Origin of the sequence: Anaerobiospirillum sp. NML120511, from assembly GCF_023050955.1 — a bacterium.
GTDB lineage: Bacteria > Pseudomonadota > Gammaproteobacteria > Enterobacterales > Succinivibrionaceae > Anaerobiospirillum.
Map to the genome: position 1 here is coordinate 39553 of NZ_JALKIK010000035.1, position 12936 is coordinate 52488.

Here is a 12936-nt window from a genome sequence, read left to right on the forward strand (position 1 = left end):
TGCAGCGCCATTGCCGCAGCCGCAGCCGGGATGCCATGAGCCATAAGCCATGAGCTCGGGCAGCCGACGACGGAGGCAGCCGGAGGCAGTGGTGGTGGTGGTGGTGGCGGAAGTCCGGGACAGGGGAAAATGGAGTGCCAGCTGTCATTTGCAATTATTGCTTATGATTTTCTGGAAAAAACAAGGCCTGAAATGATGATGATTTATCAATATTTTCAGCTGTGATTTGATCTGTCTTGCCGTTATTCGTGTGATGCAGCTCAAAGAAATCTGGCGAAAATGAGCCTTTTGAGCTTTAGTTAAGCAGGTTATTAAAATCTTGTATTAGAAAAACTTATGGTATTACTGGGCCGGTAGCAGGTGCCAGCAATTCGCCGTTCTTTTTGCAAAAATTGCGCACTTTTATGGGGCGCTGTTCCAGAATATTATGCGGTACAGCTGTGCCAGCAAAGTACATATTTACGGGGATTATATGTAAAGTTGCCCAAAGCTAACTTCTATATATTTACAGCTTTACTAAAGGGGTTATCAAAACCCCTTTTTTATGCCTTTTGCACATATTTTTTTGCATTTTCTGATCTTTTCAGGCCTCGTATTTGTCCAGGCATCTAAGTTGTCGAAATAAGACAAAGTAAGTGACAAATATGATAAACACAGGCAATTAACGGAACAAAAAACTGTCTTTATTTATTAACGACATTTATTAAAGATCTTACAAAAATAAAATTTTTTTTCAGGCCGGAAAAAAGTGAAAAACTTAGTCGGTTTACAGGTGTTGAAGTTGTACGTGGAATTGGCTTTTAAACCATAGCAAATGGCGAATTTACGCCATATGCAGTCATGACAGCAGATCAAATTGCCCCCATGTGATCAGCGGTAAGTAAGGAGCTGAATGACTGCTGCTGTGCCGGGAGGGGAAAGTGGAGAAATAATGCTGGCAAATGGCATGTTTACCTGATTTGACAGCAAAAGTGGCGGGAATTTTTACAGCTTTGTTAAAACTTGATTATTTGGATATCAAATCTTGTTTTTGACCAGGGGCGGGAGAATAATAGCGCTGTTCGATTTGATTGAGTTCACAGAATTTTCCCCATAAATATCGCGGGCATCACCGCAGGGGACAGTTTTGTAAAATATCTGTTTATGCTCACAGGAGATGGTTATGAGAGCAGAATGGCGTGGTTTTAAGGGCACTCATTGGGTTGATGAGATCGACGTACGTGACTTTATCCAGTGCAACTTCACTCAGTACAATGGTGATGAGTCCTTCCTTGCTCCAGCAACCGAAAGCACCGACAAGCTCTGGGGTATCCTTCAGGATCTGCAGAAGCAGGAGCGTGCCAAGGGTGGTGTTCTCGACATGGAGACTGAGATTGTCTCCGGCATCAATGCCTACGGTGCAGCCTACATTGCCGAGGGTTCAAAGGACCTGGAGAAGGTTGTAGGTTTACAGACTGACAAGCCATTAAAGCGTGCTTTCATGCCATACGGCGGCATCAAGATGGCTCAGGAAGCCTGCACTACTTACGGCTACACTCCAAATCCAAAGTATGAGCAGATCTTCAACGAGTACCGCAAGACTCACAACCAGGGCGTATTTGATGCCTACACCCCTGAGATGCGTCTGGCCCGCAAGAACAAGATCATTACCGGTCTTCCTGATACCTACGGCCGTGGCCGTATCGTAGGCGACTACCGTCGTGTTGCCTTATACGGTATCGATTTCCTGATTGCCAAAAAGAAGCAGGATTTATCTATCTGCGGCTGCGGCATTATGACCGATGACATCATCCGTCAGCGTGAGGAAATCTCAGAGCAGATCCGTGCCCTTGCTGAAATGAAGACCATGGCTGCCGCCTACGGTTATGACATTTCCGGTCCTGCAAAGAATGCCCGTGAGGCTTTCCAGTGGTTATACTTCGGCTACCTGGCTGCCATCAAGACCCAGAATGGCGCTGCCATGTCCGTAGGCCGTATCTCCACCTTCCTGGACATCTACATTGAGCGTGATATCGCTGAAGGCACCTTAACCGAGAGCGAGGCTCAGGAGCTGGTTGACCACATCGTCATGAAGTTCCGTATGGTCAAGTTTGCCCGTATTCCATCCTACAACCAGCTGTTCTCTGGCGATCCTGTATGGGCTACCCTTGAGATGGCCGGTATCGGCATGGATGGCCGCTCAATGGTTACCAAAAACGATTTCCGTTTCCTCCACACCCTTGAGAACATGGGCCCGGCTCCAGAGCCTAACCTGACCGTTCTGTACTCAAAGAACCTGCCACAGGGCTTCCGCGATTACTCCGCCAAGATCTCCATCCTGACCTCTTCTGTTCAGTATGAGAACGACGACGTAATGCGCCCAATCTGGGGTGATGACTACTCCATCTGCTGCTGTGTATCTGCAACCGAGACCGGTAAGGAAATGCAGTTCTTCGGTGCCCGTGCCAACCTGGCCAAGTGCATGCTCTACGCAATCAACGGTGGTGTTGACGAGAAGAGCCTCGTACAGGTAGGTCCTGAGTTCCGTCCTATTACCTCCGAGTACCTCGACTTTGACGAAGTCATGCAGCGTTACGACGCCATGATGGACTGGCTGGCAGGCTTATATGTAAACGTGCTTAACCTGATCCACTTCATGCACGACAAGTACTTCTATGAGGCTGCCGAGATGGCCCTCATCGATACCGATGTACGTCGTACCTTTGCTACCGGTATTGCAGGTTTCTCCCACGTGGTTGACTCCCTGTGCGCCATCAAGTACGCAAAGGTAAAGACTGTCCGTAACGAGCAGGGTATCGTAATTGACTACGAGACCGAGGGTGATTTCCCACGTTACGGTAACGACGACGACCGTGCTGACGAGCTGGCTGTATGGTTACTCAAGACCTTCTTAAACAAGATCAAGAAGTACCACACCTACCGCCACTCCGAGCCTACCACTTCCATTCTGACCATTACCTCCAATGTGGTCTATGGCAAGGCTACCGGCTCCTTACCTGATGGCCGCAAGGCTGGCGAACCATTAAGCCCAGGCGCCAACCCTTCTTACGGTGCTGAGCAGTCCGGCTTACTGGCCTCCTTAAACTCCGTAGCCAAGCTTCCATATGAGTATGCTCTGGACGGTATTTCCAATACTCAGACCATTTCTCCAAATGCTCTGGGTCACGACCTGGGCGAGCGTACCACCAAGCTGGTACAGGTAATGGACGGTTACTTTGAGCAGGGCGCTCACCACCTCAACGTCAATGTCTTCGGTACCGAGAAGTTAATTGACGCCATGGAGCACCCTGAGAAGCCAGAGTACGCCAATTTCACCATCCGCGTTTCCGGCTACGCCGTCAAGTTCATCGACCTGACCCGCGAGCAGCAGCTGGACGTAATTGCACGTACCTGCCACAAGAGCATGTAAGTTAAGGTGATGCCCCTGATTTAAGAGGCAGAACAAAAAGGGGGCGGCCTGAGGCCGCCCTTTGTCATTTGAGCAATCTGAAGTCTTTCTGCCTGAAACTGCCTGCAGGAGCAGCGCCACGGCCTGACTTGCCTGTAGCTGCCCCTGCGTGCAGTTTGAGGCAGGAAGATTTGTCCTGATATCAGCACCGCTTTTGTGTATTGACCTCCAAGGCCGGTGTAATTAATGATCTGTAAAAAAGGGTTTTTTTCATGACCACAGCCCGCGTTCATTCTTTTGAGAGTTTTGGCTCTGTTGATGGCCCAGGTATCCGCTTCGTGGTATTCCTCCAGGGATGCAAAATGCGCTGCCTTTACTGCCATAATCCCGATACCTGGAAGATAGACGCCGGTCAGGAAAAAACAGTGGAGCAGATCATCAAACAGGCACTGCGCTATCGTCCATACTGGGGCAAGGATGGCGGTGTGACCTGCTCTGGCGGTGAGCCGCTGCTGCAGATGGAGTTTATGATTGAGTTCTTCAAGGCTCTCAAGCAGGAGGGCGTGCACACTACCATTGATACCGGCGGTGCTCCTTTTACCCGTGAAGAGCCTTTTATTTCTCAGTTCAATGAACTGATGAAGTACACCGATCTGGTAATGCTCGACCTCAAGCACATCGACAATGAAAAGCACAGGGAGCTTACTCATTTCGAGAACACCAACATTCTGGACTGTGCCCGCTACTTAAGCGAAACTGGCAAGGACATGTGGGTGCGTCACGTTCTGGTGCCTGAATACACCGACAATGATCAGTGGCTGCATCAGCTGCATGATTTCATTGCTACCCTGAGCAATGTAAAGCGCATTGAGGTGCTGCCTTACCATGCCTTCGGTGCTTTCAAATGGGATGAAATGGGTATTCCATACAAGCTCAAGGACACACAGACTCCAAGTGAGGAGCGTGAGGAGAACGCAAAGAAGATCCTGGGTGTCCAGTCATTCCTCGAGTACGAAAAGAGCATGGCCGCCGCCAGGAACTGATGGTTTACTCCATACCTCATGCCCCACGCACCATGCCCCATGCCCCATACCCGCGCATCCATGCTGCCGCTGCGGGCATGACGCCCTGGCGCCATGGCCCTGACCAGGAGGCAGCCATCGGCGGCGGCAGCCCGGATGCCGCCAGCGGGCATGCCGCCTGTTAAGGTCATGCCGACTGGTCAGGGCACTGGCATGATGTGCCGGGCGTGCAAAATGAAAAAGGCTACAGAACCGCTGTTCTGTAGCCTTTTTGCTTATCTGGAGATCACTTTTACATGACTGTGTTGTACTCAGACCAGTCTTTGCTGATACCAAGGATGTTATCAAGGACACAGCCTTTGATGATGGCTCCGAAGCGTGAGCAGTTAACAAATTCGACATGAGGGTTTTTGGCTATGATTTCCTCAATAATCAGTTTGTAGCCGGTAAAGGCATGCAAAGCTGTACGGACACGGCCATCATTACACTCTACAGTATCGGTAAGTGCGCTGGTTACGCCCATAAGCACTTCCTCATCATCAAGAGTGACTGTGGAGTAATAGCCCTCGGAGCGGGTAACAGTATCAAGGCCAAAGAGGTAGACACGCTGCACTTCCATCTTCAGAGCCAGGGAAATCATGGCAGTACTGATGGAACTGGTAAAATTCAGATCGGTAATAGCACCTTCAGTCACCGGGACACCGATACGCTGGAGATCACGGGTGTAGGCAAGGTACTTATCGCCTGAGAAGCTCGCAGGGATGATTAGATGGGTCTTGGAGGTGAATACCAGGGTACTGTCACGGTAGAAGTCCGGCTTTTTCATGAAGATACTGTCGCGGCCACCGAGCTTGCCCAGCATACGGAACATGCTGGCGTCGTCAGCCATGACAATGTCAGGCACAATTTTGTTCTTTTCAAAAAATGGCAGTGCCATCAGGCAGGTCATGACACGTATGCCTGATTCCATGAGCTCTTTGATGCGCTCCATGCTGTCTGAAAGGGTAGTGCCAGGGAGTACCAGGGCAATGTCATCAGCTGTACCAAAAGTATCGTAGGTCAGCTGCTGAGCCATAGGGCTGTAGATGTAATTGTACTGGGCCAGAAGCGCACTGAAACTGCGGCGCTTCTTGCTCTGATGGAGGCTGTGGTAATTGCGCTCCATGGTGAAGATCAGGCGCTGCTTTAGATGGGAGTTGCTGGTAGGGCACAGAGTGATTTCCGGCATGAGAACCACACGGTTTTTAAGAATCTCTGTGTCATCATTGCCAAGGAAAAGGTGGACGTTCTTTCGAGCAAGACGACGGCCCATTTCCGGCTCCTGGCTGAGCATGATGGCAGTAACCTCAGGGTTGAGTATGACCACATTGATTTCAAGCTCAGGGTATATGGAGCACAGGTACTCGACCACGTGGCCGGCCGCTATGCCATAGATGGTTACCTGAGGCGGGTCATCGCGCTCAGGGGTATAGCTCTTGTCAGTGGAGCTGGTAATAATCAGGCCCTGGGAGAGCTCCGGGAACTCTGAGGTATCCAGATGACTCTGCTCGACAGTGCTGTTGAGAATCTGATCGTTGCGCTCACACTCCTCCATGAACTCGGCACGGGCTTTTTCACGCAGGGGCTGGCGGTTAGGGAAAAGGGAGTACTCAATACTGTCAATGGTGTCCTGGCAGACAGGCTTTTGGTACAGGCGGGAAAAGGAAAGGTGAGAGCACAGGATGCGGCACTCCTCCATGACATTATGGCGGGAGTACATGTGAACATTGTTGATGGCCGTGCAGGTGCTCAGTCCCTTGACCTTGTTGAAGGTAAAGTTGGAGCTGGTATACAGACCCTTGGCCAGACTGTTGAGCAGGTCATGATCCTGATATGGCATTAAGAGCTTGAGATTTTCCTTGAAAGTCGCGATCTCTTCACTGTTGATTTTGATGGCCATACCTGGTCTGCTCCTTGGTCTTATCCATTGCTGTAATCAAAAAGTCCCGGTCAGCTTAATTATGCATGGGCATGCCTGGCCTTTCATGAGACAGCTGAGGAAGTTCTGACGGATGCTGATGCCGCCGCACAGCTTGCAGCAGCGGCATAAGCGGGCGGAAGCTGTAATCGGCATCCGCTGCGTCAGGAAAAAAGAAAGTACCTCGTCCCATACATAAGACCTGCAAGGTCCTCGCAACATGTACCATGCCTGCAGGGCCATGCCCTGCAGCTCAACTGACCATACACGGCCTGGTGCCTTGCGCATCAGATCTGCTTTCACAGGTCCGGTGGGCACAAAACTGCCCCTGGTAATTACGCCTCAGCTTGTGCATGGCTGAGCCGGGAATGGTTCTATGTCATGCCTGGCCGGCATAATGACTGAATGCAGATATTATGGACGGCTGGGGACAGACTGTCGCTCTGTCCTGCTGGCCGTCAGCCTGGCCGTCAGCCTGTCGAGCTGTCCTGCTGGCCGTCAGCCTGACCGGAATTCATGCTGTCATGCCCGTAGCATGACCAGCTGGGCAGGGACATTACAGTTATGTGGGGAGGTACAGGCATCAGTGCCTGCAAACTTTCTCTGTTCCAATAGTGTTACTCAATACTCCAGTATACAAATGCCTGCAGCTGCCCTGTGGTTCATGGTTGAGCAACATAACCATGGACAGGCTCTCTGAAAGTACGCCACTGAGCGGGCTGTATCAGAGTAAAGGGCAGTCATTAAGGCATCGGCCTCACGGGCAACTGCCCGGAGGGCTCAGGCCTCAGGCAGTCCTGACAGGATGGTTGCCCGGGGCATAAGGTTCGATATCCGGCAAGTTAACTAGATATCAAAAACATAATCATAACAGATAAGCCTATGTCTTACAGACCGTGTACCGACACGGGGGCTGGCATGAATGACGGGCCATAAGGCAGATGCTGTACTGCAAATAAAAACATATTCAGGTCAGGGCTTAACTATGTAGCCCGTACAGTCATGGCTCGGGCCATGTCTTAAAATACTGAACATTGTCCCGACTAATAACGACAATATCACCAATATTTTGACCGGGCTCCCTGTCCACGGAGCGGCAGTCCGGGCGGCATATGTCACATGCCCGGCACCGCCGCCGGGCAGCCAGCATAGCCGCCGGGCATGAGCCCGGCTGTCGCTGGTTCTTGTCCTGACCTCATTGCATTGACGGAGTAACACAAATATTAGAACCACTCAGGGGCAAATACCAGAGCTGTGGCCAAAAGAAATCAACTGGCACAGGGCAGACTGTGATATGAGCAGGGATGTATATCCCGTTGCAGGCAGGCTGTGACAGGCTGTGGCAGGCCTGTTACAGGCTGGACAGCTGCAGTTGCCCGGCAAAGCATCTGTCGGGCTGTAACACGGGCAGCCGGGATGGCACTGTTGAGTGCCTGTGCACTGCCATGGTCAGTCAGGATGCAGGCAGCGGATGGACAGCCTGATCCAGCCCATGAGCATGTGCCTGGGGCAGGGCACCGGGGAGCTGGTAACAGTAAAAGTGTGAGCCTTGCTGGCTTGTAAGACAGTCAAATTCAGGCCCTGCCTGTTTTTTTGCTATAATGCCCTCAGGCTTAAGGGCCGGCTGGTTTTCGTTTGATTGGGTGTCTTATGTTAAAGTTCTGGCTTTACATCATTGTATTAATTCTCATCTGTGTTTTAGGTCTGACCATAGGCTCTGCCAATGAGAGCATGGTCACTTTCGATTTCCTCTTTGTAAAGGCTGAGCTTTCCCTTGCCATGGTTATGGTAGTAGGCATTGTGGTCGGTATTATCATCGGCCTGTACATCTCCCTGCTGTTCTCAGTCAAAATGTGGGCCCGCGCTCAGGGCGCCAAATCTGAAGCCCGTCGCGCCAAAAAGGAAGCCCAGAAGGCTGTTGAATCCTCAAAGGCCGCTGAAGCTCAGTAATCAGTACTGAACCAGTTCTGCCACGCCGCCGCTCCTCAACATACGTCAGTTGGGAGCGGCGGCTTTGTTTTGGGCAGGGTACGGCAGGCACAGCTGCTGCGCTGCCGCGCAGCCGCGCAGCCGCGCAGAGGCACCAGACGCTGCATCTTTGTGAGCCGTACATGCTGAATCAGACCACACAAGGGGCTGGCACCGTCACACGACGGTGTCGGCCCTTTGTCTTTGTACCGCTCCCAAATGCCCATCATGCCAGCACGGACAGATACAGGAGCCATAGTCAGGAGCCGGTTATGGGCATATGCAGGGGCTGTTGCCGGGGCAAGGGCATATGCAGGGGCAAGGGCATATGCAGGGGCAGTTGCCGGGGCATGGCATGGAATGGCATGGAATGGTCAGGGGCAGTTGCCGGGGCATGGCATGGAATGGTCAGGGGCATGTGCCTGGCAAGGACAGATACCCGGGCAGGTCAGTGGCAGGGGCAGGTGCATGCTTGCCCTGCAAGGCACTGTCTGCCATGAAAGGCTCCTTTCATCAGGGCTGGCTGTCCCTGGCAATTTATATCGACAAGCCTGGTTAGCACCAGGTATGCAGTGTTATAGTGAGTTTCCGGATAATCAATACAGCCCGTCAATCAGGACTCTGACATAGCGCTGACATGATGCTGAGTGCTGCAGTAAACAATGCTGTTATGCAGCGGTGAGTGCCAGTGATGTCAGAGCTGTGACGGCATTTGCGGCATGATTATTGCGGCGAAAACGGACCGGTTCAGGCATGGTACCTGAGTCCGAAGGCTTATCAATCTGTTATGCTGAGACTGGCTTGTAAATAAGCTTCTGAATACATGTTCGAGTTACTCTTTTTACTGCTGCCGGTTGCCGCAGCCTATGGTTACTATATGGGAAGAAATTCCTATAAGGACAGGCGCGCCAGTAAAAAGACCGAGCAGGCTCAGAGCTACCTGCGCGGCGTCGACTTTCTCCTCAATAACAACAAGGAAAAGGCTATGGATGAGTTCATAGCCTACCTCAACTCTGCTCATCCTACCTTTGAGTCCTCTCTGGCTCTTGGTAATCTTTTCCGCCAGCGCGGTGAGGTTGACCGCGCCATTTCCCTGCATACTTCCCTTGCCAATGATGAAAACTCTGAGCCCTACGAATGCGAGCTGGCTCAGATTGAGCTTGCCTGTGATTTTATGAGTGCCGGTCTTATGGACCGTGCTGAGGACATATTGCTGCAGCTGGTGGAGATTCCACGTCAGCGCCGCAATGCCTCAGTGCTGCTGGTACGTCTTTATGATCAGACTCGCGATTACGAAAAGGCCATTGAAACCGGCCTTGCCAACAGGGATGTGATCGGTCGTAACGGCCTTGCCAACCTTTCCCAGTACTACTGCGAGCTGGCTCTGCGCGCCATGGTGGACAACCGTCATCGTGATGCCATAAAGCTGCTTGATGATGCCCTTGAGATCTGGCCTCAGTGCATCAGAGCCCGCATTATCAAGGCTGATATCCTTATCAAGGAGCAGTCAGGTGATTTCAGGGAGAAGGTGCTGCAGCTGGTAAGTGAGATTGCAGAAACTGACAGCTCTACAGGAATGTTCTGTCTTGACCTGCTGACCCGCTGCTTTGAGGACAAAAGCGATCCGGCCTACCGCAAGGCTCTTGAGGACCTTGCCCGCCGCACCAGCAGTGCTGCTGTCATGGTAGAACTCTGTCGCTATATAGAGCACCAGGAGTCACTGTCTCAGGCCGAGTTCATGCTGTTAAGCCAGATCAAGGAAAGACCCAATATCAAGCTGTTTTCATACTATATGGGCATGCGCTCACGCCTTGACAGTAAGGAAGGTGAGAACAGTGAAACCCTGATGCAGCTCAAGAGCATTGTCGATGCTCAGATAGCCATTCACTCAACCTACAGCTGCTCAAGCTGTGGCTTTGAGTCCTCCATGATGTTCTGGCAGTGCCCATCCTGCCGCCACTTCGATACCATGCGTCCCCGTCACTCCATCGATGGCGACTGACGCCCCTCCTCCGCCCCAGCGCCACCGCTGCGCCTCTGGCTTCGCCGGTGTCACTGGCTTTGCCAGCCTTGCCTCAGCACCTGCTCCATGGCTGCACCAGCTGCAGCTGCTGAGGCTGCAGGACTTCACCGGCTCCATCGCCACACCTCTCACGCATCATCTTTTTCTGGGGCCTGGCCCAGGGGCTTATGCTCATTGAGTCAGTGCCTGAAGCTGTGTCCGTCGGTCTGGCCGTTGTGCGCCTTGCGGGCCTGGCAGATTGATGCTTATAGCGCTGTTATGCAGATTTTCAATTTATAAATATGTAATGGATGTGAGCAATTGGCCGTATAATAAGGGGATCGGCTGTCTTTGCTCTGCATAGAGGCCGCTGATTTTCAATGCCTTAATCAGGCCGTAGGTGGTGTGGCACGAACATTCGTGACCGGCTTTTACAGGAAGTTATTATGTTTGATCCCAAGGTCATAGTTGCTCTTGATTACGATAACGATGCAACAGCCCTCGATTTTGTCTCCCAGCTGGATCCGAGCACCTGCAATCTCAAGGTAGGCAAGGAGCTCTTTACCGTTGCCGGCCCTCAGTTTGTTTCCAAGCTGGTTGAGCTTAACTTCCGTGTCTTCCTCGATCTGAAGTTTCACGATATCCCAAATACCACAGCCATGGCCGTCAAGGCAGCAGCCAGCATGGGCGTGTGGATGGTCAATGTTCACGCCTCCGGTGGCCGTGTCATGATGGAGACCGTAGCCAATGAGCTCGAGCGTCTGCCACCAGCTGTAGCCCGACCAGTAGTTATCGGTGTCACCGTTCTGACCTCCATGGACCAGGCTCAGCTTACCGACATTGGTATTGATGTTTCCCCTAAGGAGCAGGTTATGCGCCTTGCCCGTCTGGTCAAGGAAAGTGGTCTGGACGGTGTTGTGTCCTCAGCTCAGGAAGCTGACATGATTAAAAATGAGCTGGGCGGTGAGTTTATTACCGTTACCCCTGGTATCCGTCCAGCCGGCTCGGCTATCGGTGATCAGAAGCGCGTCATGACTCCGGTAGAGGCTATCAAGGCAGGCTCTGACTACCTGGTAATTGGCCGTCCAATTACCCGTGCTGAAAATCCTGCTGCTGTGCTCAAGGCCATCAATGCTGAGATTTACCAGCTTATGGCTGAGCGCAATGGCATTGCCATTAAATAAGCTGCACGCCACATCCCGCTCCTTCCCTGTGTCCGGCCATGGCCATTATGCCAAGGCCGGGGCACAGAGCAGGTCCTGACCAGATCCAGCTTCGGTCTGGAGCGGACCACAGTCCCGGACCAGATCGTGACGTGCACATGAAAAAGGCCATATCCTGAAAAGGGATATGGCCTTTTTCATGCCCGGGCGCCGCAGTTGCTGAGCATCAGGGATCACAATGATGTGCCGTGATTAACTGGCATTATGGTCGTCCTGTTCAAATTGACTGTCAGAGGAGAGGTTCTGTGAGTCAGGCTGTGATGTTCCTGGAGCCGGGGTTGCCGTACTGCTGCTTCTGCGTGACTGATTGCCGGATACAGAGAACTGTTTGAATTTCTGGTCCATGCTCTCTGACAGGCGGGCAAAGCTCTCATCAATGAGAAAGGAGTTGTTCTGATCATCATTTCTGACCAGAAAGTCATCACGGGACTTGCCGGTAGCTGTCATCACATCGCGCAGCTTAAGCGGTTCTCGTCCCTGGCCTGACCATTCGCACAGGTTGCCATCAAGGTCATAAAAACGGTATTTGATGCGGGCGCTGCGGTAGCGGCGCATACAGCAGTTCAGCGAATCGCTAAGGGCATCGAGCACATCCTGAGGGTCAATGCTGACTTCCATAATGCTCGATGAGCCCGTCATGGAGTAGAAGTCGCACATCTCCTGATGGCGCTGGTTGCGTTCGATGTTCTCTTCTTCCTGGCGCAGCTTTTCCTTTTTGATAAGTTCAAGCTGTCTGATGACGTCCTGAACATCGTCAGAGCGGGCATCTTTAAACCATGAGCGCAGATTGCGCATGCTCTTAAGGGTTATGTACTTGTTGCCCTGAGAGAATTTCCCTGCATTGCCACTGGCTTTTGCTGAATAACCATTAGATGTCATAGAAGAAAGTGCTCCTTTCAGGGAAAACTGGTGAAGTCCAGTCCTGTAAGTTAACTCACTGGACAAGGCTCACCTGCCGCAGGTGTTAAGAGAACACGGTGAGGTCTGCATATTGTTATCAGCAAGTCAGCCTTTTGCTGCCAGCCTGTGCCAGGGCAGATAAGCAGTGCTGATAAGTAACTTGAATATTCTGGTTGCTGTTAGCCTGTGTAAGCGTACCTTAAGGCCGATACACAAGGCAGGAGCGACATGAACATGGCTCTGTGCTGTCGCACCTGGCCGCATACGCAAGCCCGCAAGACCAGACGACATGAGGCAACTGCAAGGCAGGCTTCATGAGCCAGCTGCAAGGGCAGGCTGCATAAGGCGATGCAAGGCAGGCTTCATGAGCCAGCTGCAAGGGCAGGCTGCATAAGGCGATGCAAGGCAGGCTTCATGAGCCAGCTGCAAGGGCAGGCTGCATAAGGCGATGCAAGGCAGGCTTCATGAGCCAGCTG

General features: G+C 52.0%; 7 protein-coding genes. 5 read left to right on the forward strand and 2 right to left on the reverse strand.

Features of this window, described 5'->3' with window-relative positions; all coding sequences use genetic code 11:
• Positions 1–1162 precede the first annotated feature (1162 nt).
• Together pflB and pflA are read left to right on the forward strand one after the other, a co-directional pair.
• Positions 1163–3409, forward strand: a complete 2247-nt coding sequence (pflB, locus tag MXE39_RS09670) for a formate C-acetyltransferase (protein ID WP_246978431.1) — start codon at positions 1163–1165, stop codon at positions 3407–3409.
• Positions 3410–3660: 251 nt separating this feature from the next.
• Positions 3661–4431: a pyruvate formate-lyase-activating protein gene (gene pflA, locus MXE39_RS09675; RefSeq protein WP_246978430.1), complete on the forward strand. Its 771-nt coding sequence runs from the start codon at positions 3661–3663 to the stop codon at positions 4429–4431.
• A 271-nt stretch (positions 4432–4702) separates the two neighbouring features.
• Here the strand turns inward: pflA and MXE39_RS09680 are convergent, their stop codons facing one another.
• On the reverse strand, positions 4703–6349 hold the full coding sequence (locus tag MXE39_RS09680) for a 6-hydroxymethylpterin diphosphokinase MptE-like protein (protein ID WP_246978428.1): 1647 nt from the start codon (positions 6347–6349) through the stop codon (positions 4703–4705).
• 1668 nt (positions 6350–8017) lie between these two features.
• Between MXE39_RS09680 and MXE39_RS09685 the strand changes: the two genes are divergently transcribed.
• The 3 genes from MXE39_RS09685 to pyrF all read left to right on the forward strand — a co-directional run bounded on the left by MXE39_RS09685 (position 8018) and on the right by pyrF (position 11521).
• Positions 8018–8317, forward strand: a complete 300-nt coding sequence (locus MXE39_RS09685; RefSeq protein ID WP_246978426.1) for a lipopolysaccharide assembly protein LapA domain-containing protein — start codon at positions 8018–8020, stop codon at positions 8315–8317.
• Between the two features lie 841 nt (positions 8318–9158).
• Positions 9159–10337: a hypothetical protein gene (locus MXE39_RS09690; RefSeq protein WP_246978424.1), complete on the forward strand. Its 1179-nt coding sequence runs from the start codon at positions 9159–9161 to the stop codon at positions 10335–10337.
• Positions 10338–10783: 446 nt separating this feature from the next.
• Complete coding sequence (gene pyrF, locus MXE39_RS09695; protein ID WP_246978422.1) at positions 10784–11521, forward strand: orotidine-5'-phosphate decarboxylase; 738 nt, start codon at positions 10784–10786, stop codon at positions 11519–11521.
• A 231-nt stretch (positions 11522–11752) separates the two neighbouring features.
• On the opposite strand, the gene MXE39_RS09700 is transcribed toward pyrF, so the two are convergent.
• On the reverse strand, positions 11753–12439 hold the full coding sequence (locus tag MXE39_RS09700; RefSeq protein WP_246978421.1) for a hypothetical protein: 687 nt from the start codon (positions 12437–12439) through the stop codon (positions 11753–11755).
• Between the last annotated feature and the right edge of the window lie 497 nt (positions 12440–12936).